Source organism: Adlercreutzia equolifaciens (assembly GCF_029076695.1).
Lineage (GTDB): Bacteria > Actinomycetota > Coriobacteriia > Coriobacteriales > Eggerthellaceae > Adlercreutzia > Adlercreutzia equolifaciens_A.
Window position 1 is genome coordinate 56,156 of the sequence record NZ_JARFIK010000002.1, and the last position, 26,724, is coordinate 82,879.

At 63.8% G+C, this 26,724-nt stretch carries 23 protein-coding genes; 8 read left to right on the forward strand and 15 right to left on the reverse strand.

What is annotated here, in order from left to right:
- Window positions 1–13: 13 nt before the first annotated feature.
- On the reverse strand, window positions 14–1,246 hold the full coding sequence (locus PZH32_RS06355) for an MFS transporter (protein ID WP_275206995.1): 1,233 nt from the start codon (window positions 1,244–1,246) through the stop codon (window positions 14–16).
- A 158-nt stretch (window positions 1,247–1,404) separates the two neighbouring features.
- Between PZH32_RS06355 and PZH32_RS06360 the strand changes: the two genes are divergently transcribed.
- From PZH32_RS06360 to PZH32_RS06375, 4 genes are all read left to right on the forward strand, one after another.
- The gene (locus PZH32_RS06360) at window positions 1,405–3,237 is read left to right on the forward strand and encodes an NAD(P)-binding protein (RefSeq protein WP_275206996.1); all 1,833 of its coding nucleotides are present in this window, start codon (window positions 1,405–1,407) and stop codon (window positions 3,235–3,237) included.
- Complete coding sequence (gene fdhF / locus PZH32_RS06365) at window positions 3,230–5,938, forward strand: formate dehydrogenase subunit alpha (protein WP_275206997.1); 2,709 nt, start codon at window positions 3,230–3,232, stop codon at window positions 5,936–5,938. The genes PZH32_RS06360 and fdhF overlap by 8 nt, the downstream gene beginning before the upstream one ends.
- Before the next feature lie 176 nt (window positions 5,939–6,114).
- Window positions 6,115–9,225 (forward strand): molybdopterin-dependent oxidoreductase, encoded by a 3,111-nt coding sequence (locus PZH32_RS06370; protein WP_275206998.1) that lies wholly within the window; start codon window positions 6,115–6,117, stop codon window positions 9,223–9,225.
- A 9-nt stretch (window positions 9,226–9,234) separates the two neighbouring features.
- The gene (locus PZH32_RS06375; RefSeq protein WP_275207000.1) at window positions 9,235–10,023 is read left to right on the forward strand and encodes a 4Fe-4S dicluster domain-containing protein; all 789 of its coding nucleotides are present in this window, start codon (window positions 9,235–9,237) and stop codon (window positions 10,021–10,023) included.
- A gap of 73 nt (window positions 10,024–10,096) precedes the next feature.
- Here PZH32_RS06375 and PZH32_RS06380 read toward each other — a convergent pair whose 3' ends face one another.
- The 9 genes from PZH32_RS06380 to ettA form a co-directional block, all read right to left on the reverse strand.
- Window positions 10,097–10,882 carry a zeta toxin family protein gene (locus PZH32_RS06380; protein ID WP_275207001.1) on the reverse strand — a complete coding sequence of 262 codons (786 nt, stop codon included), beginning with the start codon at window positions 10,880–10,882 and terminating at the stop codon, window positions 10,097–10,099.
- The gene (locus PZH32_RS06385) at window positions 10,882–11,451 is read right to left on the reverse strand and encodes a helix-turn-helix domain-containing protein (protein WP_275207003.1); all 570 of its coding nucleotides are present in this window, start codon (window positions 11,449–11,451) and stop codon (window positions 10,882–10,884) included. The genes PZH32_RS06380 and PZH32_RS06385 overlap by 1 nt, the downstream gene beginning before the upstream one ends.
- A 116-nt stretch (window positions 11,452–11,567) precedes the next feature.
- Window positions 11,568–12,884 carry an RNA polymerase sigma factor gene (locus tag PZH32_RS06390; protein ID WP_275207004.1) on the reverse strand — a complete coding sequence of 439 codons (1,317 nt, stop codon included), beginning with the start codon at window positions 12,882–12,884 and terminating at the stop codon, window positions 11,568–11,570.
- A 43-nt stretch (window positions 12,885–12,927) separates the two neighbouring features.
- Window positions 12,928–13,674 (reverse strand): ABC transporter ATP-binding protein, encoded by a 747-nt coding sequence (locus PZH32_RS06395; protein ID WP_275207005.1) that lies wholly within the window; start codon window positions 13,672–13,674, stop codon window positions 12,928–12,930.
- On the reverse strand, window positions 13,671–14,180 hold the full coding sequence (locus tag PZH32_RS06400; RefSeq protein WP_275207006.1) for a hypothetical protein: 510 nt from the start codon (window positions 14,178–14,180) through the stop codon (window positions 13,671–13,673). Before PZH32_RS06400 ends, PZH32_RS06395 begins: the two co-directional genes overlap by 4 nt.
- Window positions 14,177–14,845 carry a carbohydrate ABC transporter permease gene (locus PZH32_RS06405; protein ID WP_275207007.1) on the reverse strand — a complete coding sequence of 223 codons (669 nt, stop codon included), beginning with the start codon at window positions 14,843–14,845 and terminating at the stop codon, window positions 14,177–14,179. Before PZH32_RS06405 ends, PZH32_RS06400 begins: the two co-directional genes overlap by 4 nt.
- Window positions 14,842–15,705: a carbohydrate ABC transporter permease gene (locus PZH32_RS06410; protein WP_275207009.1), complete on the reverse strand. Its 864-nt coding sequence runs from the start codon at window positions 15,703–15,705 to the stop codon at window positions 14,842–14,844. Before PZH32_RS06410 ends, PZH32_RS06405 begins: the two co-directional genes overlap by 4 nt.
- A 3-nt stretch (window positions 15,706–15,708) precedes the next feature.
- Complete coding sequence (locus PZH32_RS06415; protein WP_275207011.1) at window positions 15,709–16,944, reverse strand: ABC transporter substrate-binding protein; 1,236 nt, start codon at window positions 16,942–16,944, stop codon at window positions 15,709–15,711.
- A 360-nt stretch (window positions 16,945–17,304) separates the two neighbouring features.
- Entirely contained in the window at window positions 17,305–18,984 is a 1,680-nt protein-coding gene (gene ettA, locus PZH32_RS06420) for an energy-dependent translational throttle protein EttA (RefSeq protein WP_275207012.1), read from the reverse strand.
- A 287-nt stretch (window positions 18,985–19,271) separates the two neighbouring features.
- Here ettA and PZH32_RS06425 point away from each other — a divergent pair, with 287 nt between their 5' ends.
- Together PZH32_RS06425 and PZH32_RS06430 are read left to right on the forward strand one after the other, a co-directional pair.
- Entirely contained in the window at window positions 19,272–20,051 is a 780-nt protein-coding gene (locus PZH32_RS06425; protein WP_275207014.1) for a hypothetical protein, read from the forward strand.
- 21 nt (window positions 20,052–20,072) lie between these two features.
- Window positions 20,073–20,528 (forward strand): low molecular weight protein-tyrosine-phosphatase, encoded by a 456-nt coding sequence (locus PZH32_RS06430; protein WP_275207015.1) that lies wholly within the window; start codon window positions 20,073–20,075, stop codon window positions 20,526–20,528.
- Between the two features lie 18 nt (window positions 20,529–20,546).
- Here the strand turns inward: PZH32_RS06430 and PZH32_RS06435 are convergent, their stop codons facing one another.
- From PZH32_RS06435 to thrH, 4 genes are all read right to left on the reverse strand, one after another.
- Window positions 20,547–20,900 (reverse strand): nitrous oxide-stimulated promoter family protein, encoded by a 354-nt coding sequence (locus PZH32_RS06435; protein ID WP_275207016.1) that lies wholly within the window; start codon window positions 20,898–20,900, stop codon window positions 20,547–20,549.
- A 178-nt stretch (window positions 20,901–21,078) separates the two neighbouring features.
- Window positions 21,079–21,960 (reverse strand): class I SAM-dependent methyltransferase, encoded by an 882-nt coding sequence (locus tag PZH32_RS06440; RefSeq protein ID WP_275207018.1) that lies wholly within the window; start codon window positions 21,958–21,960, stop codon window positions 21,079–21,081.
- Window positions 21,957–23,903 (reverse strand): elongator complex protein 3, encoded by a 1,947-nt coding sequence (locus PZH32_RS06445; RefSeq protein WP_275207019.1) that lies wholly within the window; start codon window positions 23,901–23,903, stop codon window positions 21,957–21,959. The genes PZH32_RS06440 and PZH32_RS06445 overlap by 4 nt, the downstream gene beginning before the upstream one ends.
- Window positions 23,904–23,986: 83 nt before the next feature.
- Entirely contained in the window at window positions 23,987–24,586 is a 600-nt protein-coding gene (gene thrH, locus PZH32_RS06450; protein ID WP_275207020.1) for a bifunctional phosphoserine phosphatase/homoserine phosphotransferase ThrH, read from the reverse strand.
- 154 nt (window positions 24,587–24,740) lie between these two features.
- Between thrH and PZH32_RS06455 the strand changes: the two genes are divergently transcribed.
- Complete coding sequence (locus tag PZH32_RS06455; protein WP_275207022.1) at window positions 24,741–25,004, forward strand: hypothetical protein; 264 nt, start codon at window positions 24,741–24,743, stop codon at window positions 25,002–25,004.
- Window positions 25,005–25,058: 54 nt separating this feature from the next.
- Window positions 25,059–25,727 carry a dioxygenase gene (locus PZH32_RS06460; RefSeq protein ID WP_275207024.1) on the forward strand — a complete coding sequence of 223 codons (669 nt, stop codon included), beginning with the start codon at window positions 25,059–25,061 and terminating at the stop codon, window positions 25,725–25,727.
- A gap of 35 nt (window positions 25,728–25,762) precedes the next feature.
- Here the strand turns inward: PZH32_RS06460 and PZH32_RS06465 are convergent, their stop codons facing one another.
- Window positions 25,763–26,674, reverse strand: coding sequence for an exopolyphosphatase (locus tag PZH32_RS06465; protein ID WP_275207025.1), 912 nt, complete (start codon window positions 26,672–26,674; stop codon window positions 25,763–25,765).
- Between the last annotated feature and the right edge of the window lie 50 nt (window positions 26,675–26,724).

Consider the following 26,724-nt stretch of genomic DNA (forward strand, 5'->3'; position numbering starts at 1 on the left):
CAGCCGCTCCATCCTACGAGTGTCCCAGCCGTCGCGTATAGACGGCCACGACAATGCCGGCGCTTAGGATCGAGAACACGACGAACACCGCATAGGTAGCCGCATAACTGCCCGTGAACTGCATGAGAATACCGGGCATCATATTGAAGAGGAAGCCGCCGGCGGCATAGGCCAGATTGAAATCGCGCACCGTGGCCAGGGTGTGGGCGGGGCTCGAGAGCTCCAGCGACCAGACGGCTATGCCGGTGGTGGCCACGGCAATGCCCGTGCAGTAGGCCACTGCGGCAAAGAAGCCCTCGGTGGGGCCGCCGAAGCCGACGGTGGCGCAGAGCACCAGGCCCAGAGTCAGAATAGCGAAGAACAGCACGGTGCCCGTGCGCGTGCCCCAGCGATCGAAGGTCCAACCGCAGACGAGCTTGCCCACGGCCAGGCAGGCACCGCCGAGGGAGGTAATGACGGCAGCGGCCACAACGTTGATGCCCGACGAGGTCAGCAGCACCGAGAAGTAGCCGAAGCCGGTAATGGCCACGCCTCCCATGAGCACCATGGCAAGCATCATCAGATGTTTGTCGCGACCGACGAGGTCCTCGGCGGCCGGTTTGCGCTGGCGCTGCGCGGCCTTCGCGGAGGTGGGAGCGGACGGCTCATAGGGGGCGAGCCCCACCTGCTTGGGGTCGGAGCGCAGAAGGAGGGCGAAGAGCAGAGCGAGGATGAGGGCCAGGCCAGCCTCGCACAGAAAGGCGGTGGAGAGGCTGCTGGCCTCGATGATCTCGGCCGCTGCTGTGGGGATGACAAAGGAGGCGACGCCGCTGCCCATACCGATGAAGCCGGCCGCCACGCCCAGAGACCCGTGAAACCAACGGCCCAGAATGATGGTGGTGGCCACCATGCCTCCCAGGCCGTAGCCAATGCCGGTGAGCACGCTGCCGAGGCACAGCCCGAGTAAGGTCTCCCACAGCCCGTAGACGGCGAAGCCGGCAGCGGTGCACAAGGTGGCCAGCAGCACGCCGTAGCGCGCGTCGATGCGGCGGTAGAAGGCGGTGACGAACAGCATGACCGCCAACGAAACGAAGGCGCGCACGGTCATGACGAGCGACCCGCCTACCGCGCCCACGCCGGGGAGGGCTACCAGGTAGGTCTGGTAGACGTTGAAGGCCGTGGCCGGCAGGCCCTGATTGGCGAAGAGCACCAAAAAGCAGCCCACCACAATGATGGCGCGATAGTGCTTTTGCAGGGCGTGCGGCATGGGCGTTCCTTTCTCTGGCTGCCAGATTACGGCACCTCGCAGAAAGAATGAGCAGCTTCGTAATCTTGTTACGCGCTGGAAACACAACCGCTCCTATACTTACGCGCGTTTACCTTTGAAGACGACGTGCCAAAGGGTTGAAGAGAGAAGAGAGAAGCATGACAAAGCTGTCTATCAGGGCGGCCGCCGACGAGGGATCTTTGGGCGCCCTGCTTGCCCGCTTCGAGCGGCGGGTTGCCGCCATGCCACCGGGCACCTGTCCGGTGGTAGCGCAGGCTGCGTTGCTGGAAACGGCGGCGGCTCAGACCTGTGGAAAATGCGTTCCCTGTCGCGACGGGCTGCCCCAAGCGGCCGCCTTGCTGCGCGCCATTGCGGAATGCCGCGCCACGGTCGAGGACTTCGAGCACCTGCGCGCCTTGGCGGTGCTGGCCCGCGATGCCTCGGACTGCGCCATTGGCTTCGAGGCCGGCGAGGCGCTGCTGGAAAGCTTCGAGCGCTACGCTGACGAATATGCCCAGCATCTTGAGCGCTATCGCTGCACCGCCGGCATGGGGCAGACCGTGCCCTGCGAAACCGACTGCCCTGCTCATGTGAACGTGCCGGCGTATCTGGCTCTGGCCGGCCAGGGCGACTGTGCCGGCGCCGTGGCCATGGTGCGCAAGGACAACCCGTTCCCCACGGCCTGCGCCTATGTGTGCGAGCACCCCTGCGAGGGCCGATGCCGCCGTCAGCTCATCGACGCGCCGCTCAACATTCGCGGCATCAAGCGCTATGCCGTCGAGCAGTGCCCAGCTACTCAGGCGCCCCTGCCAGTGGCCGCTCCAGCAAGCGGTCGGCGCATCGCCGTGGTGGGTGGCGGCCCCTCGGGGCTCACCTGCGCCTACTTCGCCGCACTCATGGGGCATGAGGTGCATGTGTTCGAGCGGCGTCGCGCCCTGGGCGGCATGATGCGCTACGGCATCCCCGCCTATCGCCTGCCGCGCGAGCGTCTTGACGACGACCTTGAGGCCCTGGTGAGCGCCGGCGCCATCGAGGTGTCGCTAGAACATGAAGTGGACGCTGCGGAAATGGAGCGGTTGGCCGCCGAGTTCGATGCCGTGTACGTGGCCATCGGCGCCCACGGTGGCAAGACGCTGCGCCTGGAGAACGAAAAGGCCGCCGGCGTTATGTCGGCCGTAGAACTTCTGGGGGCCATCGGCGACGATGTCTATCCCGACTTCACCGACAAGCGCGTGGTGGTAGTGGGCGGCGGCAACGTGGCCATGGATTGTGCGCGAACGGCCGTGCGCTGCGGCGGTGAGGTAACCGTGGTGTACCGACGCCGCTTGGAGGACATGACGGCCTTGGCCGAAGAGGTGGAGGCGGCCATTGCCGAGGGCGTGGAGATGCTGCCGCTTCAGGCGCCGGAGGCCCTGGAGGTGGACGAGACCGGTGCGGTGCGCGCCCTCGTTACGCGTCCGCAAATGCCCGGGCCGGTGCGCGGGGGTCGCCCGACGCCGGTGGACGCCGACAAGCCCACCCAGGTCATCGAAGCCGATGTGGTGCTCATTGCCGTGGGACAGGATATTCTCTCGGATCCCTTTGCCGTGTTCGGCATGGCCGTGGAGCGGTGCCGTTTCAAGGCCGATGACTTTCTTCTGGCCGAGGGCTTCGACAACGTGTTTGTGGGCGGCGACTGCCAAACGGGCCCGGCCACGGTTATCAAGGCCATCGCCGCGGGCAAGGTGGCGGCGCGCAACATCGATGACTATCTGGGTTACGGCCACACCCTGGATTGCCCGGCCGCGGTGCCGGTGGCGGACATCGTTGATCGCACCCCGCGCGGCCGCGTGGCGGCTACCGAGCGCCCGGCGCGTCAGCGCAAGCACGATTTCGCCGCAGTGGAGGAGCCCTTTACCCACGAGGAAGCCGTGCAGGAGTGCGGGCGCTGCCTGCGCTGCGACGTCAACGGCTGCGGTAATGTGGAAGGAGGGCGAGTCCAGTATGCCTAAGGTAATGATTGACGGACGGCCTGTGGAGGTTGCCACCGGCGCTACGGTATTGGAGGCCGCTCAGGCGGCCGGTGCGGTCGTGCCCACGCTGTGCTTTCTGAAGGACGTAAGTGCCATCGGCTCTTGCCGCGTGTGCGTGGTGGAGGTTGAGGGCGTCGACGAGCTGGTCTGCTCGTGCAAGACCCCCGTTGCCGAGGGCATGGTGGTGCGCACGGATACCGAGCGGGTGCGCGAAGCGCGGCGCCTAGCCCTCGACTTAATACTGGCGCGCCACGGCCTGAACACCACCCACTTCTGCTTCAGCTGCCTGAAGAACGGCGCCTGCTCGTTGCAGGACGTCTGCCGTCAGGTGGGCATCGACGCACCCACGTTCCCCGCGGAATCGGCGGCGCCCTTCATCTTCGACGATAACCCCTTCCTGCGCTTCGATCCTAGCCTCTGCATTGGCTGCCAGCGCTGCGTGGGCGCCTGCAACAACCAGGCGCGCAATCATGCGCTGCAGCCCTACAAGCGCGGCCCGCGCACGGCGGTGTTCGCGCCCTTCGGGCCCTCGTGGCGCGAGAGCGGCTGCGAGAGCTGCGGTTGCTGCGCGGCGGCTTGCCCCACGGGCGCCATCGTGGAGAAGCGTCGAGAGCAGTACCGCGCCTGGGAGGTCAGCTACGTGCGCACCACCTGCCCTCACTGCGCCACGGGCTGCCAGTACGACTTGGTGGTGAAGGACGGCCGCATTGTGGACACGCGGGCGGTCGACGGACCCTCTAACGGAGGCCGCCTCTGCGTGAAGGGCCGTTCGGGCAGCTTCGACTTCGTGCAGGCCCCCGACCGTTTGACTACGCCGCTGGTGCGCAACCAGGCCACCGGGGAGCTGGAGCCCACGGATTGGGACACGGCGCTGGACTATGTGGCCGAGCGCTTCCAGGAGCTTATCGGTCAGACGGGACCGGAGTCGGTGGCGGCCTTCGCCTGTTCGCGATCGGCCAACGAGGACATCTATATGCTACAGAAGATGGCGCGCTGCGCCTTCGGCACGAACAACGTGGACAACTGCGCCCGCGTGTGCCATGCCCCCACGGTGGCCGGCCTGGCCACCACCTTGGGCTCGGGCGCCATGACCAACACCATCGCTGATATTACCGACACGCCCGACGTCATCATGATGGTGGGCTCCAACATCGAGGAGGCCCATCCCGTTATTGGCATGCAGGTGCGCCGAGCCGTGGAGGAGGGCAGTCGGCTCATTGTGGTGGACCCGCGCGACATCGCTTTGGCCGAGAAGGCCGATATTCACTTGAAGCTGCGTCCCGGTACGAATGTGGCCTTCGCCAACGGCTTTGTGCGCGAGCTCATCCATGCGGGGCTCATTGACCGTGCCTTCATCGAGGAGCGCACCGAGGGCTTCGACGCCTTTGCGGCCATGGTGGAAAGCTATACCCCTGAGCGCGTGGGAGAAATTTGCCATATCGACCCCGATGATCTGGTGGCCGCAGCCCGTCTGTACGGCCAGGCCGATCGTGCCCCTATCATCTACTGCCTGGGGGTGACCGAGCACTCCACGGGCACCGAGGGCGTGATGTCGCTGTCGAACATTGCCCTGGCTGCGGGCAAGCTGGGCCGTCCCGGCTGCGGCGTGAACCCCATTCGCGGCCAGAACAACGTGCAGGGCGCCTGCGACATGGGCGCCACCCCGGCCGATTTGCCGGGCTATCAGAAAATTGCCAACAATGAGGTGCGGGCCAAGTTCGAGGAGGCCTGGGGCGTTGAACTTTCGCCCGAGCCGGGCCTGATGGCCACCGAGTGCTTCGGGGCCATGATCGATGGGCGTTTGCGGGGCCTGTTTATCTTCGGTGAGGATCCCGTGCGCACCGATGCCGATACCAACCATGTGCTGCGCGCGCTGCAGTCCCTCGACTTCCTGGTGGTGGACGACTTGTTCCTCACGGAGACGGCGGCCCTGGCCGACGTGGTGCTGCCCGGCCGCAGCTATGCCGAGAAGGAGGGCACCTTCACCAACACGGAGCGACGGGTGCAGCGCATTCGTCCAGCGGTGAAGATTGAGGGCACGCGGGCGGACACCTGGATCTTCACGGAGATCATGAACCGCATGGGCTACGCTCAACCCCATCTTGAGCCGGCGGCCATCATGGATGAAATTGCCGCGCTCACGCCCAGCTACGGCGGTATCAGCCACGAGCGTCTCGACAGTGCGGAGGTAGACGGTCGGGGGCTGCAGTGGCCGTGCCCCACGGCGGCCTCGCCCGGGACGCCCATCATGCATGTGGGCGCCTTCACCCGTGGGCGCGCCTGGTTCTCGGACGCAGAGTACCGGGCCTCCGACGAGCTGCCCGATCCTCAGTTCCCCTTCGTGCTCATGACGGGGCGCGTGCTGCATCAGTACAACGCCTGCGCCATGACCAGCCGCACCGAGGGACTGCAGCAGCTGGGCGACCGTTCCTTTATCGAGCTCAACGATGAGGACGCCGCGCGTCTGGGCGTGGCCGACGGCGAGAAAGTGCGGGTATCGAGTCGGCGCGGCAGCCTTGAGACCACGGCACGGGTTTCGGCGAAAACCTCGCCGGGAGAAACCTGGATGCCCTTCCATTTCCAGGACGGCAATGCGAACTGGCTCACCAACGCGGCCCTCGACGACGTGTGCAAGGTGCCCGAGTACAAGGTGTGCGCCGTAGCCGTGGAACGGCTGTAGCGTGAGGAACCGACTCAACAATAGCCTGTTCGTGGCCTAAAACGTGGACAACTTATGGTCAATTCGCGATGGCCCTCGGGAACCTTGGTCCCCGAGGGCCATCGGGCGTTTACGCTGTGTAAAAATGGCGAACTAAAACCAAGCAGAAGCGTGGACCGTAAAGGAAGCAAAAGCCCATGGATTTGACGAGACGAGGATTTCTGGGAGCTACCGGCGCCGCTGTGGCCGGGGTGGCCGCTGCGGGGTTGGGGCCCGCCGTGGCCGTAGCGGCTCCCGGTGATGAGGAGGCCGCCTCCCATCAGACGCAGCATCGCTGCGTCTGCCCCGGGTGTTCGGCGGGGTGCGGCGTGGTATGCACCGTGGCCGACGGGCGCATTGTGGCCGTTGAGGGTGACGAGGAGCATCCTCTGAACCGCGGAGGCTTGTGCGTGCTGGGCGCAGCGCAGGCCGACGGTCTGTGGCCCGAGACGCCGGGGGAGGGTTTGCCGGCCGCGGCGGCCCGGCCCACAACGCCGCTGGTGCGGCGTCCCGGGGCTGACGCCTGGGAGCCCCTGGAGTGGGATGCGGCCCTCGATGAGATTGCCGATTGGGTGAAGCAGGTGCGCGATGACTCCTTCGTCGAGAAGGAGGGCAAGGTTGCGGTGAACCGTTGCGACGGCCTGGCTAGCTTCGGTGGCGCTCGCCTGACCGCCGAAGAGCAGTACGCGCTGGGAAAGGCGCTGCGCAGCTGGGGCGTCACGCGTGTTGACAGCGAGGCGAGCCTCGACCGTGCGGCTGGCTCGTGGGCCAGCACGGCCACCATTGGCGCGCCTTCGGCGGAGGCTCCTCTGAGCAGCTGCGCCCATGCCAACGTTATTTTGTCGCTGGGCGTTGATCCGGTGCTGAACCCGGCTGTTCTGCCCTGGATCGAGCAGGCTCAGGCCCAGGGTGCCACCTGGATTGTGGTCGACGATCATTTTACGGCCTCGGCCGAGCGTGCCGACCAGTTCGTGGCGCTGCGCCCCGGCACGGCCATCGCGTTTCTGAACGGCCTGATGAACTATCTTATCCAGAACGATCTTTGGCAGCACGAGTACGTGCTCAACTTCACCAATGCGTCCTATGTGCTGGAGGGGAGCTTCGGGTTCGATAGCGACAAGGGGCTCTTTTCCGGCTGGAGCAAGAAGCGCGGCGCCTACGACCCGAGCGCCTGGGCCTATGAGAGCCTGCGCTCAACGGGCTGGAGCACGCTGCCTGGTAGCCCTTACGGGTGGGTTCGCTCGGCGGGCGTTCCCTCGTGGAAGCTTCCCGAGGTGCCTTCGGTGCAGCGTGACGTCACCCTGCGCAATCCCTTGTCGGCCTGGCAGCAGCTGGCCCTTCACGTGGGCCGCTACGACATCGACACGGTGGCTGCTATCTGCGGCGCCGATGCGGGGTCCATTGAGCAGGCCTATGCGGCTTTCGGGGCCACGGGTGCCCCGGAGCAGGCGGGCACTATCCTGTACGGGGCCGGCCTGTCCGCTACCGAGACCGGTACCCAGGCCTGTCGTGCCGTGCTCATGGTGCAGTTGATGCTGGGCAACCTGGGCATGGCCGGCGGCGCAGTCCATGATTTGACCGGCGAGGCGAACAGCCAGGGCGCCCTCGACATGGGGTTGGTGGAGTACCTCCTACCGGGCTACCAGCCTATGCCCACCAAGGACACTGCCGCGCTGAAGACGTGGCTTGAGGCGCACACGGCGCCCGATGGCCAGCACACTGATCGAGCCAAGGCCCTGGTGTCGTTGCTCAAGGAGTGGTGGGGAAGCGCGGCCACGGTCGAGAACGATTATGGCTTCAACTGGCTCCCCAAAACTTCGAGTGCGGCTGGTCAAGGACTGCTGGGCCTGGAGCGCGCTATCGACGACGGCACGGTGCAGGGCCTGTTCTTGTGGGAGGCCAACCCGGCGCGTCTGGCGGGGTCTGCTTTCACTGAGGCGCTGGCTTCGCTTGACTTCCTGGTGGCCACCGATGCGTCGGAAACCGAGGCGGCCACGTTCTGGCGCGCGCCCGACTTCGACGCTGCCTCATCGGGCACGACGGTCTACTTGCTCCCCTCGGCTCGTCCGTGGGAGAAAGACGGTACCTGGGTCAACGGTGCGCGTTGGTTGCAGTACAGCCCCCAGGCGGTAACGCCTCCCGAGGGGGCGCTCAGTGCCGGTGAGATTATCGATGGCCTGTGGATGCGTGTGGCCGAGCGCTATCGGGCGGACAAGGGCGTGTTCTCCACTCCTATTTTGAAGGCGAAATGGGACTACCGTGCGAACGACCAGTTCTGCCCGCGCAAGGTTTCCTGGGCTTTGAACGGCTATCTGGTGGCGGGCACTACCTTCGACGATGACACGGTCAAGTTGATGCGCCAGCCCTCCGAGGTGGCGGCCGATGGTTCCACGGCGTGCGGCGCGCTTATCTACAGCGGCAGCTGGAACAACGTGGCCGGTGCCGGCGATTACAGCCAGCAGCCCGTAGGGCGTCGCGAGGTCGACGACCCGGCCGAGCTGCTCATCTTCGACCATTGGGGGTTCTCCTGGCCGGGCAATGTGCGCATTGCCGGCAACCGCGGCAGCTGCGGTTTGGCGGGACGGCCCTGGAACGCCGAGAAGACCGTGGTGGAATGGGACGGTACCCGCTGGATCCAGTACGATGCCGCCGATTTCCCAGCGGGCGGTACGGGCGAGAGTGTGCTGCCCGATAACCACGCGTTCCCCCAGCTGTGGGAGCAGTGCGGACGTTTGGTGGCCTTCGATGTGCCCACGGGCCCTCTGCCGGAGTTCTACAAGGTGTCCGGCTTGGTGGATTCTTCGGTGGTCAACGGCGCCGTCGAATGTCCCGTGCTGGCTCGGGGCGTGGTGGTCGACGATGAGGCAGCCGCTCAGGCCACGGTGACGGCGTGCTTGCGCACCGGGGGCTGGGACGGCGGCGGCCTGGGCGACGAGCGCTTCAGCGCCGCAGCCGCCTCGCTTGCTCCGGCCAATTACGTCGAGATGTCTCAGGAGCTGGCGGCCTCTTTAGGCGTGGTGTCGGGAGACGCGGTGCGCCTTTCCTGCGCGCAGGGGGCCCTAACGGCTTCAGCGTGGGTGACGGGGCGCTTGCGGCCCTTCACCAGCGGCGAGGGCGAGGGGCATACGGTACGGGTGACGGCGCCCTATGGATGGGATCATCCGAAGGTGCCGACAGCTGCCGTGGAATCGTTGGTGCCCGACACCGGCGATGGCTGCACGGGGGCCCTGGCCCAGCAGGCATTTGCCGTGACCATCGAGAAAGCGTAGGGGGCGAACATGGCTGATAACACTTTGTTGTTCGATGGCGCCCGTTGCATCGGCTGCAAGCGCTGCCAAATGGCATGCAGCGCTCAGCGCGGTCTGAAGGGGAGCGCCGAGGACGCTTCGTCGGTGACGGCGCCGGTGGCGCCGTGGGCGCCTGACGTGGACGGCAACGCGCTGATGGCGCTCACCTATTTGGAGCAGGCAGCGGGCGAGAAGGACTTCCAGTATACTTTCGGCCGCAAAAGCTGCATGCATTGCCGCGATGCGGCCTGCGTGCGCGTGTGTCCAACCGGGGCCATGGCCGTTGATGAGGAGACGGGCTTTGTGCGCAATCGCGCCGATCGGTGCGTAAGCTGCGGCCTGTGTGAGACCGTGTGCCCCTTCGACGTGCCGCGCATTAACGAGGCGCAGCGTCGCGTGGTGAAATGCGACGGCTGTGCCGATGTGGTGGCTTCCGGCGAGGCGCCGCTGTGCGTGGGAGCTTGCTCCGCCGGCGCGCTGCTGTTTGGTGAGCGCGCCGATCTATTGGAGGAAGGCCAACAGCGCGTGGCAGCCTTGCAGGAGCAGGGCTTTGCGGACGCGTGCCTGTTCGGTGCCACTGAGCAGGGCGGTTTGCGCGTGCTGGAGGTTTTGAAGTACGGCCTGGCCGGGGTGCGCGGCGAGGTGCTGGCCGATACTGGCTCTAACAAGACCGTGCAGGCCGTCGAGCTGACCGGCCCGGTTTCCCTGGGCGTGCTCGGAGTGCTTACCGTAGGAGGTATCGTGCTGTTCGGCTACGGCATGAAGCAGCCTAAGCGGTAACGAGAGGAGCTCCGCTGACGTTGGCTTCCTGTTGCCGATGGTGACAGGAGGGGTCGGCGGAGCTTCTGATTTGCTAGCTTGTTTTCGACTCGAGCGTCGCGCGGAGGCGGTTGAGTTTTTCTTTCAGGAACTGGTAGTGGCTCTTCTCTTCGGCAGTCCAGGGGCCGAAGAGGGTTTCCGCGAGAACTTCGTTGGCGGTGCCTTGCCGGTCTTCGCGGGGAAATAGGCAGACTTGGCTGCGCGTGTACAGATAGATGTTTTCGAAGGTGCCGCTGTCTTCAAGAGTGTGCAGGTTGCTGACAATTTGATCGACGATGTTGCGATGGTGGGCCGGATCGGTGGCGCGGGGGGTGGTGCCTGCGACGCGCATCTCCTCGTAACGCAACTGGCAGCTGAGCAGCGATATCTCGGGCTTCACGGCCATAAGGGCCAGCGATACGCGATAGCTGCGCTCTTTCAGGAGACGGGCGGTTTTCAGGGGCACGTCCGCCGTGCGCAGCGTGCCCTCCACGATGAGGTTGTAGCCAAACCGTGAAAGCCGGTCGATCAGCGCCTCGGTCATAGCGCCAGCCCAGGAGGCGGTGTGCAGCACGTAGTCGTCGCCGTAGAGCTTCTTCAGCTGCCGAAAGCGCGGATGGAAAGAGCGATACTCGTCGCCATTGACAACAATGACGTTGTTGGCGAACTTGCCCTTGAAAATGTCATGGAGTGTGGTTTTCCCTGCACCGCTCTGACCGTCCAGTAGTACGGCTTGAGGATGGGTCGAGGGCGCGATGGCAGGCGGATAAGTGAGCGACGTGATAAGGGTGGCAGCGACAGCGTTGAGCTCCTGGGTGGTGTAGGCAGCAAGCTCCTCCATTAAGCCGCTCGTTTCATGGTACGGTTGATCAGGTTACGCATGCAGCAAAGCTCGCCTTCCATGCGGGAAAGCGCGGTATGGTCAAGGGCTTCGCTGGTGGTAATTTCGGGCTTCAAGAGGGAGATCTGGGCAAACATGTCCTCATAAACAAGCTTGAGGCCTTCGTCGTGGGTGGCTTCGGCTTCCATGAGGCCGCGCATGATGTCTCCCAAAAGCTCGGCTGCTTTCTCGTTGAGTACTTCTTGCTGCAGGGTGAGCTCGTAGATCTCGTTGATGTCCATGGTGTTTCCCTCCTCGTCAAAGGTGACTTCGGCGTACACGATGCGCTCGACGCTTTCTCGCTGCTTGGGAGAGAGCGCTTCGCCCTCGCGTTCCAAGCAGTCGGCCATGAACTGGGGGATGGCGGCAGCACGAATAAGATTGGCGTTGGCCTTGGTGGGCTTTGCGCCGTTTTCATAGCGGGCGATGCTGGCTTCCCCGATGCCGAGTATGCGGGCGAAGGCCTGCTGAGATAAACCGTAATGACGCCGAATATCCTTAATGGCTTCGGGAGTGAGGGGGTCGATCATGACAATTCCTTCCTCGCGGTGTTGGTGGGATAGTACCATCTTGTGATAAGCAAGGAAAGATTGAATACCATCTATTGATTAAATTATTTTCTAAAATATATCAAATGATAGATAAATCAATTACCTTGCTCGAGTACCACGAGAGGCGGAAGGCTGCCATGGTCGACCACGCGCCCTTCGTGCTGCCCCCATTCTTCAATGATGCGCTGTACCAGCAGTTGGCTCCGGCGTTCGAAGTCAGGTACCAAGGCGAAGCGGTACGTCTTCGTCTGAGTGCTGCCATCGGTAAAGGTGGCGGTCAGGATCAGCTCACTGCCTTCAAGGGCGCGGGCGGCTTCGACGAACCCCGCGGGCACGACCTCGCTCCAGTACGCGTTGTAGTGGTCGTCCTGCGTGGCGTTTTCGTAGCGCCTCCTGAGGTTATCGCTCAAAGGTTGAATGACCTCGATGATCACGTCGATGCTGGCTTGAACCGCTTCGGAGTCGGTGTAGTCGATAGTGATGCTCTTGCACGGGTCTCGGTAGGGCGCCAGGGCCTCGTCCGTCCCTTCGTAGGAGAACCACGCTTCCGATCCGGTAAGTTCATAGGTGATCGAGGCCAGGTTGTTCCCGACGCATTGGGCATCGAAGTTGAACGTGGTGCATGATATGCCCGTGATATCTACGGGACCCTCCTCGAAGGGATCTTCGGGGTTGTAGTTGGGGTCCCAATACTGAGGATGCAGCCACCCGATACCCAGGGGCTCACTCGGGGTGATGGTGGTGGGCGCGGCGCCATCGGGCGCGGCCCAGGCGCGCAAGGCAAAGAAGTTGACCGCGGCGGGGGCGCGGTGCGCTGGGGCCTCTTCGTTTTCGGATGGTGCGCCGTTGACCGCCAGCAGTCCCACCAATACCGCAGCCAAGACGACGGCGCCGGCGGTCAGGAGACGTCGCAGGGTGCGGCGGGCTCGATAGAGCTGGGTGCGCACCGCGCCTGGGGTGGCGCCCGTAGCGCTAGCTATTTCGGCGGTAGAAAGATCGCGCTGATAGAAGAGATCTACGGCCGTGCGCTGATCGTCGGGCAGCTTCGAGAGGGCGCGATTCATTTCGTCACTGAAGCCGTCGGCGCTGCCGTTTTCCTCAAGGGCAGTGGCCAGCTTGCGTTCCGCTTCGGCCCGATGGCTCTCAAGGGAATCGGTGCGACTGAAGCTATGGGCTTTTTGGTGGTCGCGGCAGCGGTTGATGGTGACACGGATGAGCCATGCCTTCAGATGCTCGGAACTGGCGAAGTCCTGAGAGGCTTCCAGCAGTTTCTCAAATACCTCCTGGTAGACGTCATCGGCTTCGTCGGGAGAGCCCGTGCGCTTAAGCGCGACGCGGTACACGGTATCGCCCCAAGCGGCTACCGCCTCTTCGATAAACGACGTCTGTTCAGGCTCAATAGGTGGTCTCATGACATTTCTCCTTCCCCATAATACGAATGAGGAAGGAGAAATGTCACCAAGGCGCGGAATTATTTTTTGCCGCCTCAAGAAAGAGGGGAAGGAAAGTGCCCCGAGGGTCGGCCAGTATCTCGGCGGGCGTACCCGCTTGAACGATACGGCCCGCCTCCATGACCACGAGCTTGGTAGCCAGCGCCAGCGCTTCGGCGGGGTCGTGGGTAACGTAAAGGATGGGGACGTCCAGCCGTTGGGCTAGGCGGCGAAATTCCGTGCGCATGGTTAACCGCAGGTGGGCATCTAGGTTAGAGAGCGGCTCGTCCATGAGGAAGAGGCGCGGTTCGCGCACCAGGGCGCGTCCGATGGCCACGCGCTGCTGCTGGCCGCCTGAGAGTTGCGCGGGACGTCGATTGAGAATGTCGGTGATACCGAGCAGCTGGGCCGTGGCCTCAACGCGCTCGCGCCGTTGGGCACGCGGCGCGTGACGCAGCTTCAAAGGAAAGGCGATGTTCTGGGCTACGGTAAGGTGCGGATAGAGAGCGTAATCCTGGAAGACCATGGCGATGTCGCGCCGCGCGGGCTTCAGGGCGGTGATGTTTTGGCCGTCCAGCCAGATGGTGCCTGAACTGGGTGCGGTCAAACCGGCTACCAGGCGCAAGACTGTTGACTTGCCGCATCCGGAGGGGCCGACGATAACGACGAAATCGTCGCAGCTTGCGGTCAAGGTGAAGGACTGGACAGCTGCTGTGGGGCCGTAGCATTTCGAAAGGTTCTCGATGCGCAGAAAGGGAGCGAGATGGTTCATAGGGCCTCCGAAGATTGAGGGGAAGAGGGCGGGGCTGGTTGGTTTTCTGCGTCGGTGGCGCATTCGGCAGGGGCGCGAGGGGCATCTGACCCGGCTACCCTTACGGCGGCGCCATTCTCCAAGGGAAGGCTGGCTTCCGTCACGATGAGCTGGTTTGCACCAAGGGTGCCAGCCTGAAGGGGGATAAGCTGGTCGGCGTCTTCGCCGAACCCTGGCTGCATCGCCACGCTGACCTGACGTACGAAAAGCTCCGATCCGAAAAAGCCGGGGCGCGTGTCGACGACGTACAGGTAGGGGCTGCCCTCGTCCCAATGAAGCGCCGCGGCGGGTACGCAGGGATACCAAGATTGCTCGCTGTTGCCGTCTTCGGTGGGCAGAAGGACGGTAAGAGGGAGCGTCGTGTTTACCTGGGGCGTGTTGGCGACGTAACGGGCTTGCGACTCCGTACCGCACCAGGTCATGAGGGCAACGTAAAGAGCGAGGGCGACAAGGGCGGCTTTTCTCATGAGCATCTCCTTGGGGCTGTGGCGAGGGCGCCCTCGTCGAGAAAACGCAGTCCGGCGATAAAAAGAAGCAAGCCGGGTACGGCGGCCAGCACGGCGGCAGCCCCCATGAGCGCGGCAGCTTCGGGGACGCTGCTAGGAGCGAACAGGGCAATGGGCCACAGCGCTGGATCTTTCAAGAAGGCGGCGGGCTGTTCTACGGCGTTCCAAGACTCGAAGAATCCCAAAAGCAGTCCGGCGAAAACGCCCGAGGAAGCCAGGGGGAGGCCGAGGCGCAGAAAGATCGCCCCTTCGCCCGCGCCATCGAGGCGAGCGCTGTCGAGGAGGTTTTGGGGCACCGCTTGAAACGCAACGACCATGACGAGGAGAGGGAAGGCGCTGAATATACCCGGAGCCACCACGGCCCATAGGGTGTTGTCGATGCCAAGTGCGCGAAGGGCCAGGTAATTGGGAAGCAAAAGAGCCTGAAAGGGCAGTACCAGCAGAAGACCGTAGAGGGCGATGATCAAGCGGCGCCCGGGAAAGGACGCGCGGGCAAGTACCCAGGCGGCCGGTGACGCCACCAGGGCCTGCCCCAAGGCGGTTCCAAGGGCAATGAAGGACGAGTTGGACAGGAGCACATGGAAGGCGGGCTCGTCGAGGAGTACCTGGAGAAACGCATCGATCATCGGCGATCACCGCCTTGGCGGAGCAGGGCGACCGCCCCGACTATGATGGCGAACATGGCAAGTAACGATGCCGTCAGAAGCACGGTAGCTGCGGCAAGCTTTCCGAGGGACAGGTTGGCGAACCAGTGGGTAAACAAGTGGGGCACCAGGTAGAGGCTGTCGGGCGGGTAGCTTCCTGCGAGAAGGTAGATCTCTCGGTAGATCTTGAAGCCGTTGGCCACGGAGAATACGGCGAGAAAGACAGCGGCCGGTGCTATGAGAGGCAGGGTGAGATAACGAAGCCGCTGCCAGGACGATGCCCCATCGAGGCGAGCGGCCTCTTGGCATGAGGCGGGAATGCGCCCCAGGGCTGCCAACCACAGAATGGTGGCAAACCCTAAGTTCCTCCAAAGGAACAAGCCGAGCATGACGAAGAGCGCCTCGGGTCCTTCGAGCCACTGATGGGGGGTCAGATTGAGGTTGACGAGGACTTCGTTGACCAGGCCTTCGGGAGCGAATAAGAACGACACTACGAGGGCGATGCCAAACACCGGCAGTGCCAGGGGAATCAGGAGCGCTGACTTCATGAACGAGCGCACTGGCGTGGTCTTCTGAAGCAGCTGGGCTGCTGCCAGCGAGCAGGCAAGCAGGAGGGGCACGCCCATCCCGAGAAGCCCGAAGGTGTTGGTGGCGGCAAGCTGGGCCGCGCTGCTTCCGATGACGGCACGGTAGTTGTCCAGGCCGGCGAACGTGGAGCCGGCGTCGGTCAAGAACGAACGTCGCACTACGTCGACAAAGGGCAGCACGACGAAGAAGGCGGTACCCAGCACGCTGGGTGCCAGAAAAAGAAGCGGAGGGCGGGGAGTGCGGGCGCGTGCCATAGCTTAGGCTTCCAGCCGCAAGCTGATGACGCGGGCTGCTTCTACGGCAGCTTCCTCTACCGTGGCGGCGCCGTTGCAGCAGCGGCGCAAAGCATCGGCGAGGGCGTCAACGATAACTTGGTCGTAAACTACCGGCGTCGTCGCCGATTCAATGAGGCGCACGCAGGCGGTCATCTCCTCGGCGGAAAGGGGCCCGCGGCTGTACTCCACCCCGCCGCCTTCGCCTTTGCTTGCAGTGGCTTCGTCCATGAAGCTGACGGAATAGCCATTGGCTTCGGTGTTGAGCTCCGTGAAAGCGCTTTTGTTGACGGGAATGCCGGTGCCCATGCCCGCGCCCAGGAGGTTTTCCTGCACCTCGTCAGAGAGCAAGAACGCCACGAAATCCTCGGCAAGGTTTGGCTGCGCGGTGGCGGCATTGATGCCTAGGAGGGTATGGGGCGTAAAGACTGGCGCGGCCCCTTCCGCCAGGGGCTTGTGGGTGCACGGCTGTGGAGCCTGCTCTTCCTCCAGGAGAAGATAGGCGTAGTCCACGGCGCTGCTGAGAGACCCGAGGGTCAGGGCAGTTCCTTCTTCAAGAAAGAGGTCGCAACTGGAAAAGCCGCCTACCGCAGGGCGGGACAGGTTCTGCAGAGCCAGCTCTAGGGTGTCGATGTCGCTTTCGGGGTTGAGCGTGTGCCAGCGTTCGCCGGCGGCAAGCAGCACGGCTTTCGCGCTGGAGAGAAACGAGACCAGGGCCTCTTGGTTGAGCGTTCCGTTCTCAATCAGGAGAGGATAGAAGGTGGCCCGCAACTCTTGAACCCCCGTGCCGGCGGCGAGCGCGTCGGCAAAGGCGGGGTCTTCGGCAATGAGAGTGGCCAGGTCTGATGCGGTCTTAGCTTGAGAGATCAGTGCGGTACTACCGGCGACGATGGGTAGGGAAAACGAGACGGGTACGGCGTGGGACGCGCCCGCTGCCTGCACGATGTTAGTGAAGTAGGTGCTGCTATCCAAGCCGTCCTTCAGGGAGGTTAAATCCTGCAGCCGCTCTTGGGCAGTCAGCTGTTCCAGGGGCAAGCCGTCAAGGACGAGGACGTCGGGGCCTTCGCCTGCGGCCAGCTCGGCGTTGAGCGTACGGATGGCGTCCTCGGCGGTAAGACCGCCGTTGGCGGGAATCCCCACGGTTACGTTGACCGTTGCTCCGGGATGGCGTTCTTCGAACAGGGCGCCGGCCTGGCGGAGCAGGTATTCCGAGCTGCTCACGCCCGTCTCCTGCGGATCGAAGCCTTGGAGGACGTAGACGGTTAGGGTGGTTGAGTCGGCACTGACGGTGCTGCTTGAGGGGGCATTGGTGGGCGCGCCGCACCCGCCTAGAGTAAGCATAGCAGCAAGAAGGCAGGCGACGGCGGGGCGCCACAGAGGAGCGGGGAAGGTTCGGCACCCGCGGTGTGCTCCGACTGCGTGACGGCGCCTCGTTGTGGGGAGGCCGAGGGAGAGACGAGGCGGGCGGTCGATTCCCATAAAAAAGCTCCTTCAGTCGTGAGGGTTTCTCCTAATACGACTGAAGGAGCGGAAATGTCACAGCGGGCGTGCCGCGGGGTTGCGCCAGGCCGCGCTTGGGTGTTAGTCGCGGGTCAGCTTGCGGTGCAGGCGATGGGGCTTGGCGGCCTCTTTGCCCAGGCGCGCTTCGCGGTCGGCCTGGTAGCTTTCGAAGTTGCCCTCGAACCAGTGCCAGCGACCGGGGTTCTCGTCATCGCCTTCCCAGGCCAGAATGTGGGTGGCAATGCGGTCGAGGAACATGCGGTCGTGGCTGACCACCACCGAGCAGCCGGGGAAGTCGAGCAGGGCCGCCTCCAGGCTGGAGAGCGTTTCCACGTCCAGGTCGTTGGTGGGCTCGTCGAGCAGCAACAGGTTGCCGCCCTCCTTGAGGGTGAGCGCCAGGTTCAGGCGGTTGCGCTCGCCACCGGACAGCACGCCCGCAGCCTTCTGCTGGTCGGCGCCCTTGAAGCCGAAGGCGGCCACGTAGGCACGGGAGGGCACTTCGGTCTCGCCGACCATCATGTAGTCGGTGCCGCCGGATACCACTTCCCAGAGTTTCTTGGTGGGGTCGATGCCCTCGCGGGTTTGGTCGACGTAGGCAATCTTTACGGTCTCGCCCACTTCCAGCTCGCCGCCGTCCAAGGGCTCCAGGCCCACGATGGTTTTGAACAGCGTGGTCTTGCCCACGCCGTTGGGGCCGATGACGCCCACAATGCCGTTGCGGGGCAACTCGAAGGACAGGTCATCGATGAGCACGCGGCCGTCGAACTCCTTGTGCAGGTTCTTCGCTACCAGCACCTTCGAGCCCAGACGCGGGCCCACGGGGATTTGGATCTCGGTGAAGTCCAGCTTCTTGGCCTTGCCGGCCTCGGCCACCATGGCGTCGTAGTTGGCCAGACGGGCCTTCGACTTGGCCTGACGGGCCTTGGGGCTGGAGCGCACCCACTCCAGCTCGCGCTCCATGCGCTTGGCCAGCTTCGCCTGGGCCTGGCCCTGGGCGGCCACGCGGGCGGCCTTCGTCTCCAGGTAGGTGGAGTAGTTGCCCTTGTAGGGGAACAGCTGGCCGCGGTCCACTTCGCAGATCCATTCGGCGGCGTGATCGAGGAAGTAGCGGTCGTGGGTGACGGCCAGCACGGCGCCCGGGTAGTTCTTCAGGAACTGCTCGAGCCAGAGCACCGATTCGGCGTCCAGGTGGTTGGTGGGCTCGTCGAGCAGCAACAGGTCGGGGGCTTCCAGCAGCAAGCGGCACAGGGCCACGCGGCGACGCTCGCCGCCCGAGAGGATGCTCACCGGAGCATCGGGGTCGGGACACTGCAGGGCGTCCATGGCCTGGGAGAGCTGGCTGTCCAGATCCCATCCGTTGGCGGCGTCGATCTCGTCCTGCAACTTGCCCATCTCTTCCATAAGGGCGTCGAAGTCGGCGTCGGGCTCGGCCATCTCCTCGCCGATCTTGTTGAAGCGCTCCACCTTGGCCAGGACGTCGGCGAAGGCCATCTGGATGTTCTCCAGTACGGTTTTGTCCTCGTCCAGCGGAGGCTCCTGCTGCAGGATGCCCACCGTGTAGCCCGGGGACAGGCGTGCCTCGCCGTTGGATACCTCCTCCAGGCCGGCCATGACCTTCAACAGCGTGGACTTGCCCATGCCGTTGGGGCCCACGACGCCGATCTTCGCGCCGGGGTAGAACGACAGGGTGACGTCGTCGAGGATGACCTTGTCGCCCACGGCCTTGCGGGCCTTGTACATGGTGTAGATGAATTCCGCCATGAATGCTCCTTGTGAATCGAGTGGGTGCGGTGCGGCGTCCGTGCGGTTGCCCTCTTCGGCGTTCGCAGCACCCGTTGATGCTGGGTGGTATTGTCGCACGGAATGACCCTTCGGGCGCGAAAGCGAACAAACCCCTTCGGCAAATGCCTACAAATTGCAACTATTACCCAGATTGGAGCGATTTCCTTCGTTTGCCATGCGGGTTTTTCTTGTTGGCGCCAAGTTGGCCAAAGGGCGAGGGCTTCGAGCGCGGTACACTGGGCGCACTCAAGAGGAAGGGATACGAAATGCAGAAGCTCTTGCAAAAGGCAACCGCCCTATTCACGGCCTGCGCGTTGGCCGTCGGCCTGACGGCCCTGCCTGCCCTGGCGCCCGAGGCCCAGGCGGCTACCACGAAGGCAACCACCACCAAGGCCTCAACAACGAAGAAGACCTCAACGGCTGTGATGGCGAAGCTGAAGCTTCGCTGGTCGCTCAAGGCTAACAAGAAACTGTCCATCACCGAGCCCTATGCTGGTGTGGGCGCCAAAAAGAGCACCATTGTCATGAAGAACTACAAAGTGCGCGTGTCCAAGAACAAGGCGGCCTACAAGGTTCTCTCCTTTGATGTAGTGCGCACCTTGGGCTGGACGCCCACGAAGAAACAGGTTCATAAAATCATGAACAGCGATTACTACGTGGACACCGACAGCGTTGGCGGAGGCATTTACGTGGCGGTGGTCGATCGCACCACGGGTAAGAGTCTGGCGGTGTCAGGCAACAAGCAGAAGGTCACGGTGCGCAGCTCTGAATGGACTTTCAGCAATCCTACGAAAATGATCACCGACGAGGATCGCTGCCACTCGTTGGCCCTGTGGAAGAAGAGCAAGATCCACGTGTCTATCACGTATCCTGCCAGCTACAAGGGCCTGTGCATTGGCGTTGGCGGCTACAACAAGAAGGTCGAAACCAAGGCTGACAAGCAGTTCTGGCAGGGCAAGACTTCCTTCAAGAACACCTCGTTCTATAAGAACGCGAAGTCCAAAAACGGTAAGAAGCTCAACAGTTACTGGATGCGCGTACAGTAGCGCGCGGGTGAAAGGACTCTCATGCCGCGTATTCTGTTCGTGTGCCACGGCAATATCTGCCGCTCCACCATGGCCGAGTTCGTGCTGAAAGATATGGTGCGGAAGCGCGGCGAGGCCGACCGCTACGTCATTGCCTCGGCTGCCACTTCTACTGAAGAGATAGGGAACCCGGTACACCCCGGAACGCAGCGCGTTTTGCGCGAGCACGGTATCGGCGGGTTCGAGAAAAAGCGGGCCCGCCAGCTGCGACCGACGGACTATGACGAGTACGACTTGCTTATCGGCATGGACGATGCCAACGTGCGCAACATGAAGCGTATGCTGGGCGGTGATCCCGATGGCAAGATTCGCAAACTGCTTGATTTCATCGGGGAAGACCGCAGCATTGCCGACCCATGGTACACGGGCGATTTCGCCACTACCTATGAGGACGTGGTGGTTGGCTGCGAGGGGTTGCTGCGGGAGCTGGAGGCGTAAGGCCGCGCCACAGCAGTGCTACTTCTTAAGGAGGTGGCGCACGGCGGCCACGGGATGGTGAAGCAGCATGCGCGGTCCCGCATAGCGCATGACTTCTCGAATGGCTTCGCGCTGTTTGGCGGCGTAGCAGTGATTGCCGCACGCTTCGCAGCTGGTTTTTACTGCCATGGAGCGGCAGCGCTCGGTGCGCAAGACGCAATACTCGTCCAACGCGCGGCAGTTGGCGCAGAGCGGCTCGCCACTGTAGGAGCGCTCAGTGCGGGCATTGGCGTCGTGATGATCAGCGCAGTACAGCGCCACCATCTGAGAGACGGTGCGTTTTTCGCGCTCGCGGCGCTTGGCAATGGCGGGGGTGTCTTCGGGTCGTGTCATGGGCGGCATTCTAACAGCAACTGTCCTTGGTACGGAAAGTTCTCGAAACCTGCACAGGACCTTGCGGAAAGCAAGGTGGGACGGTGCTGGCCGCCTCGTTGAGCCGCCGTCGGCGTTGTTGCGCGGGCGACGTGGATGGCGCCCGCGGATACCTTGACGCTTGATAAGGCTGGAGCAGCTAACGGCGTTGCAGCACGCAATAACGGTTGAGGGTGCCGCTCTTGCCGTCGGCGCTGAAGCGCGCAATTTCGCGCAGGGGCGCGACGGTCTGGGCTTCGGCTATAAGCTGCGTTATTTCCTCTTCGTCGCAGTGATGGCAAAATCGGTACACCCCCTCCGCCTGTTGCCAGGGCAGCAAATAGTCTCCGTCGCCGAAGGGGGGAAGCCTCTGAGCCGTCCGCCCCTCGGCCGTGGCGCGCTCGGCTTTGACCGCCAGGCGCGGGTCGTCCATAAATTGCCAGAACGAGACTACGGCAAAACCACCGGGGCGCAGGGCGCGAACCAGCTGGCTGAGGAGCTGGGCGCGCAGATCGAAGCGCGGTACGTGGTGCATGACGCCGAAGGCCACGGCAAGGTGACAGGTGCCGTTGGGCAGACGGTCGGGAAGGGTCTCGTCCAGCAGCGTCTCGATGACGTCCAGCTGGCGGAAGTCCACAGACGTGCGCGCCGGCAACTCCGTCGCCTGGGCTTTGGCTACCAGAGGCGGACAGTTGTCTACGGTGGTGACGGTGAGGGGCGCCGAGGTTCGCTCGGCCAGCGCGCGTTCGAAACGCAGGTTGCCGCAGCCAAGATCCAGAAGATGAACGGGGCGCGTCAGAAGGGCCGGATCCGTCTCGTTGATGAGCGAGAGTGCTTGGTCCCAGCCCTTCCAGGGGGATTGCCGCGTCGCTGAGAACGATGCGGCTTCTTGAGCGTAGAACGCGGAGGTTAAGGCGTTCAGCTGGCGGACGACGGCGTCGCTGAAGGGCCGCGCGTGCCCCTCTTCCTTCGAGGGCGCGCTCCCAGCGCTGGCGTCGCAACCGTCGGCGGTGCCGCGCTGTTGTAACTCTTCGCTGTTCATTGCAGGCCTCGTTGCTGGTACAAGCCGTGATCCGCGAAGCCCAGGTTGCGGTAGTAGTCGCGGGTGCCCACGGCGCTGATGACGTTGAGAGCGTCATAGCCGGCATCCGCTGCCTGACGGCAGGCCTCCTCGACCAGGGCGCGTCCAAGACCTAAGTGCTGGGTGCCCTCGCTGGTTTGGTGCAGAGCGGCCACCTTGCCGTAGATGTGCACCTCGCGAATCATGGCTTCTCCCGGCTGAGCGGGAAGGAAGGCGCCCTCGATAGCGGAGAGGTTCATTGTTGGAAGCGAGAGCCGCAAAAAGCCGGCGATGCGGCCTTCCGGTGTGACCCACTGCAGGAAGCGCTCCTCGCTGACGGTGGTGCGATAGGGCACGGTCTCCAGGGTCAGGCTGGCGGCATCGGCGCCGTCGACGGCAATTTCGCGATGGCGGATTTCCTGCACCGACGCATTTTCGGCTTCCAGGTGCCCCTCGACAATCTGACGCAAGTTGGTTTTCTTGTTGCCCACCAAGATATCCGTGGCGGAGATATCGCGAATCATACGGGAGATGCGGGTATAGGGCGGCGTGGCCTCCACGTCGGCCGCCAGGACGGCTACTAGCTCTTCCTCGCTGTAGGGACGCCATGTGCCGGCCTCGTAGGCCTCGGTTAGCTGGGCACTGGCCACCAGGGCGCAGGGATAGAGCTTCACCTCGTCGGGAAGAAAAGCCGGATCCGTGATCAGGCGACGGTAGTCGGCCACGTCGGCTTCCGGAGTGGCGCCCAGCAAGTTCGCCATGAAGTGCACGTGACTTTTGAACCCGAAGAGGCGCAGCAGCGCCAGCGCCTCCGCAATACGCTCATCGTCGATGGCGCGCCCGTTGGCGGTCAGACGCTGATTGTCCAGGCTTTGGATGCCCAGCTGCACCTTGGTGCAGCCAAGGGCGCGCATTTCCTGGCAGCTTTCTACGGTGATGAGGTCGGGGCGCGTTTCCACCACGAGGCCTACGACGCGCTTACCTGCGGTCTCGTTGGCGCGATGCAGCCGCTCGATGGCGGCGGAGGAGATGGGCGTTGGCGCGCCTTCGAGGGAAAGAGCGTCGTGGCCGGTGCGTTCGGCTGCTGGGCGCGGAGTGCTCTCCAGGGCGAGAGCCTCGGCGTCGAGGGCCGTTGCTGGACGCGGGGCAGCCCCATCGCTCCGTCCCTCGATGGCTTCGGCTACGACCCGATGAGCGTCGCTCTCGTACACGAGGGGCCACGCCTGGTTGTACGTAAGCTCGCCGGCATCGATGCGCTTCTGCACGGGTGCCACAGTGGCGGCCAGATCGTCACGTTCGCGAGGGAGAGCCAGGGCCTCATAGAAAGCACGCCGCTTCTCGGCCTCGCGGGCTCGCTCGTCGTCGTTCGCATTGAGCGCGCGGAACAGTTCGCCGATGAACCAGCGCTGGTAGGCGGGGGAGTAGTCGCTCCAGGTGCCTCCCAGAACGATAAGCTCCACCTTGTCGGTGACATGCCCCATGTCCGTGAGCGCGCGCAGTCGCGCCGCCACCTGCAAAAAGGGGTCGAACCAGCAGCGCTCGGCCCGTTGGCAGGCCGGCTCGTCGGCCAGATAGCTTTTGGGCATACGGATGTCGTTGGGGCAGTAGATACACTGGCTGGAGCAGCGCCAGGGCTTGGTGATAACCGTGATGGTGGCCACCCCCGAGGCGGTTCGCCGGGGCTTTGCCTGCAAGAGGCGCACTACGGCTCGATCGGTGGCCTCGTCGACGTTCCATGCAGCCCAGTGCTCGGGCTCATTCGCCCGCACCGCCAGGTAGTAGGGCAGGAGTCGACGCTTCGCCACGCGACGCGTGCCGTCATGGGCCGCGCGGTTATGGCGGCGCACCAGCTTATCCAGCCACACGGCGTCCACGGGCGTGCCCGCCCGCACGGCGTCGATTATTTCCCGAAGTGCATCTTCCATGGGCCCATTATAAGCGCGGCGCCCCCTCGAACGCACGGTCGAAGGGGCGCCATCGGTGTTGGCGGAGGGTGCTGCACCGGCTCCTACAGAACCGCCTCGATAGCGCTGAAGAGCTCGTCGTAGGTTTCGTAGGCCGGTACGTCGGGGTACTCGGCCTTGATGGCGTCGGTGGAGCGGAACAGGAAGCCGGCCTTCGAGTTCAGGATCATGCCTAGATCGTTGTGGGAGTCGCCCGCGGCGATGGTATCCATGCCGCAGCTTTGCAGGGCGTTGACCGTGGTGAGCTTCGTCTGCGGGCAGCGCATACGGTAGTCGGTGATGGTGCCGTCGGCGTCCACCACCAGCTCGTTGCAGAGCAGCGTGGGCCAGCCAAGCTTCTCCATAAGCGGCTTGGCGAACTGTTCGAAGGTATCGGAGATGATGATGACCTGGGTGGTGGCGCGCAGCTTGTCCAGGAAGGCTCGGGCCCCCTCCATGGGATCGATGGTGGCGATGACCTTCTGCACGTCGGGCAGTCCCAGGCCGTGCTCGCGCAGAATGTTCAGGCGGTAGGCCATGAGCTTGTCGTAATCGGGTTCGTCGCGGGTGGTGCGCTTCAGCTCGGGGATGCCGGCGGCTTCAGCGAAGGCAATCCAGATTTCGGGAACCAGCACGCCCTCGAGGTCCAGGCAAACAACATTCATGGGATCTGCTCCTTTGTGCGGCGGGGGCGCGGAACCGAGAAGAACTGGCGAGCCGCCCGCTAGGGGATTCTTCTGGCCCAGCGTATCCCAACTTTCCCAACGGGTGGGCAACGAAGAGGGAGGGTGGCACCCCCAACACCGCAAGTGGATTACCATGATCGATAACATCAGCAATAGGTTATCAACGGCCGCCGAGCGCACCGACGGTTTCGTTGGCTTCCGCAAGAAAGAGAAAGGGACTGCCATGGTTGATATTTTGACGGTCATCGTCTTTCTCTGTTGGGCGGTAGCAGGCGTGTGCGGGTTCGCGGCCCTGGTATGCGTGTACCTGAAAAAGCCGCTGCGTCCCGTGCTGGTGGTGTTCAGCATCAGCGTTCTGATTTCCTTTGTGGCGATGCTGTTTCTGCCGCGCCTTTAGCGCGGTCGCCCTTATACTAGGCGGATCCAAAAAAGAAGGGAGGCCCGAGGCCCTATGATCGAGCGCGCCGATGGCATTTTAAGTGACATTAACGCTCCGGCCGAGCTGCCGGTGCCCAGCGTTATCCAGCAAGCCCCGGGCATCATGTTCCAGGGTCGTTTGGTGAAGTCGCTGGTGTTCTCGACGGACCTGGCCATTATCTGCCACTGCGACGCCGACGCCGTGCTGGCGGTGTATCCCTTCATGTGCCAACCGGCCATCACCCAGGCTTTGGTGGCGGCCTCCCAGCGCCCCGTTATCAACGGCGTGGGCGGCTCTATTACCCAGGGCGAGCGCTGCGTCACCCTGGCCCTGCACTCCGAGATGCAGGGCGTGGCCGGCGTGGTGGTGAACGCGGGCATTCCCGTGGACACCGTGCACGATTTGGCCGCCCACGTGAATGTGCCCGTCGTGGTGACGGTGTATCGTGCCGATGATCAGGCGCGTGCCCAAATTGAGGCCGGGGTGGACATGGTGAACGTGGCGGCGGGGCGTCGCACGGCCGCCGTTGTGGCTCAGCTCCATGAGCAGTACCCGCATCTGCCTATCATTGCCACGGGCGGTCCTACGGACGCTTCCATTCTCGAGACGCTGCAGGCCGGAGCCAGTGCCATCAGTTGGACGCCGCCCACGGCACAAGAGCTGGAGCGCAAGGTTATGGAGCGGGTGCGCGGAGCGGAGTAGAGGCGCAGCGCCCCGGCGATGGGTGGCCACGGCCCCTATTTCAGCATATGAGCGACAAGATAGCCTTCGCGAATGCCGTGCTTGCAGACGGTCAGATCTTCAGCGTTCAAGCTGTCCATAAGGGTGCGCACCATGACCATGCCCGGCACCAGAGTGTGCACGCGGTCGGGGCATGCCTTCACGGCACTGTGGGCGAACAAAGACGGTTCCGCGCCAAAGAGCTCGAAGAGGTTCTGCAGGTTCTGCCGAGTAATCAGAGGGGGTTTGCCGCCAATGCCCAGCGCTTGGGCCTGCATCTTGGCCACGGCGCGCACTGAGCCGCCGATGCCGAACAGATGGGGCGTGCGGTAGGCGGGAAGATCCTCCACGTCGCTCAATTGCGTTTGCAGCGCCTGCTCGATGGCGGCGCATTCGGCGGCGGTAGGAAGCACTAGGGAGACGAACTGGGCATAGGAGGAGACGCTGCCCTGGGGCAGGCTGATGCCGTCGGTGTCGCCGGTGGCGTTCAGCACGGTTAGCTCGGTGGACCCGCCTCCGATATCGATGAGGGTGCCGCTATTCAGCGGGTGGCCCAAGGTGGCGCCCACGAAGCCGAGGTGAGCCTCTTCGCGAGCGGAAAGCAGGTTGATGGGGTAATCGATGGCCTGCTCGAGAGCGGCGACGGCTTCGCTGGAGTTGACGCAGTTGCGCAGGACGGCCGTGGCGAAGATATCGATGCGCTCGCAGCGCAACGTGCGGGCGGTTTTCAGTTGGGAGGTCAGAATGCTTTCGGCTCGTCGGATGCCTTCGGGAGTGAATTCGCCTTCGATGACGTAGGCGGCCAGCCCCGCCATTTTCTTCTCGTCCACCACGGTGCGGAAGCGGGGAGAGGTGGTGTTTTCCTTAACGTCGTAGACCACCAGGCGCACCGAGTTTGATCCCAGGTCGATAACGCCGAAACGGGCCATGGGAACACTCCTTTCTCGAACCGCCTTCAGGGACGGCCCCCAGTGTGCCC

What these genes read in the sequence shown, in the direction of transcription:
- PZH32_RS06355 (WP_275206995.1), bottom strand. Translation starts at nt 1,246, where the DNA reads ATGCCGCACGCCCTGCAAAAGCACTATCGCGCCATCATTGTGGTGGGC.
- PZH32_RS06360 (WP_275206996.1), top strand. Translation starts at nt 1,405, where the DNA reads ATGACAAAGCTGTCTATCAGGGCGGCCGCCGACGAGGGATCTTTGGGC.
- fdhF (WP_275206997.1), top strand. Translation starts at nt 3,230, where the DNA reads ATGCCTAAGGTAATGATTGACGGACGGCCTGTGGAGGTTGCCACCGGC.
- PZH32_RS06370 (WP_275206998.1), top strand. Translation starts at nt 6,115, where the DNA reads ATGGATTTGACGAGACGAGGATTTCTGGGAGCTACCGGCGCCGCTGTG.
- PZH32_RS06375 (WP_275207000.1), top strand. Translation starts at nt 9,235, where the DNA reads ATGGCTGATAACACTTTGTTGTTCGATGGCGCCCGTTGCATCGGCTGC.
- PZH32_RS06380 (WP_275207001.1), bottom strand. Translation starts at nt 10,882, where the DNA reads ATGGAGGAGCTTGCTGCCTACACCACCCAGGAGCTCAACGCTGTCGCT.
- PZH32_RS06385 (WP_275207003.1), bottom strand. Translation starts at nt 11,451, where the DNA reads ATGATCGACCCCCTCACTCCCGAAGCCATTAAGGATATTCGGCGTCAT.
- PZH32_RS06390 (WP_275207004.1), bottom strand. Translation starts at nt 12,884, where the DNA reads ATGAGACCACCTATTGAGCCTGAACAGACGTCGTTTATCGAAGAGGCG.
- PZH32_RS06395 (WP_275207005.1), bottom strand. Translation starts at nt 13,674, where the DNA reads ATGAACCATCTCGCTCCCTTTCTGCGCATCGAGAACCTTTCGAAATGC.
- PZH32_RS06400 (WP_275207006.1), bottom strand. Translation starts at nt 14,180, where the DNA reads ATGAGAAAAGCCGCCCTTGTCGCCCTCGCTCTTTACGTTGCCCTCATG.
- PZH32_RS06405 (WP_275207007.1), bottom strand. Translation starts at nt 14,845, where the DNA reads ATGATCGATGCGTTTCTCCAGGTACTCCTCGACGAGCCCGCCTTCCAT.
- PZH32_RS06410 (WP_275207009.1), bottom strand. Translation starts at nt 15,705, where the DNA reads ATGGCACGCGCCCGCACTCCCCGCCCTCCGCTTCTTTTTCTGGCACCC.
- ettA (WP_275207012.1), bottom strand. Translation starts at nt 18,984, where the DNA reads ATGGCGGAATTCATCTACACCATGTACAAGGCCCGCAAGGCCGTGGGC.
- PZH32_RS06425 (WP_275207014.1), top strand. Translation starts at nt 19,272, where the DNA reads ATGCAGAAGCTCTTGCAAAAGGCAACCGCCCTATTCACGGCCTGCGCG.
- PZH32_RS06430 (WP_275207015.1), top strand. Translation starts at nt 20,073, where the DNA reads ATGCCGCGTATTCTGTTCGTGTGCCACGGCAATATCTGCCGCTCCACC.
- PZH32_RS06435 (WP_275207016.1), bottom strand. Translation starts at nt 20,900, where the DNA reads ATGACACGACCCGAAGACACCCCCGCCATTGCCAAGCGCCGCGAGCGC.
- PZH32_RS06440 (WP_275207018.1), bottom strand. Translation starts at nt 21,960, where the DNA reads ATGAACAGCGAAGAGTTACAACAGCGCGGCACCGCCGACGGTTGCGAC.
- PZH32_RS06445 (WP_275207019.1), bottom strand. Translation starts at nt 23,903, where the DNA reads ATGGAAGATGCACTTCGGGAAATAATCGACGCCGTGCGGGCGGGCACG.
- thrH (WP_275207020.1), bottom strand. Translation starts at nt 24,586, where the DNA reads ATGAATGTTGTTTGCCTGGACCTCGAGGGCGTGCTGGTTCCCGAAATC.
- PZH32_RS06455 (WP_275207022.1), top strand. Translation starts at nt 24,741, where the DNA reads ATGATCGATAACATCAGCAATAGGTTATCAACGGCCGCCGAGCGCACC.
- PZH32_RS06460 (WP_275207024.1), top strand. Translation starts at nt 25,059, where the DNA reads ATGATCGAGCGCGCCGATGGCATTTTAAGTGACATTAACGCTCCGGCC.
- PZH32_RS06465 (WP_275207025.1), bottom strand. Translation starts at nt 26,674, where the DNA reads ATGGCCCGTTTCGGCGTTATCGACCTGGGATCAAACTCGGTGCGCCTG.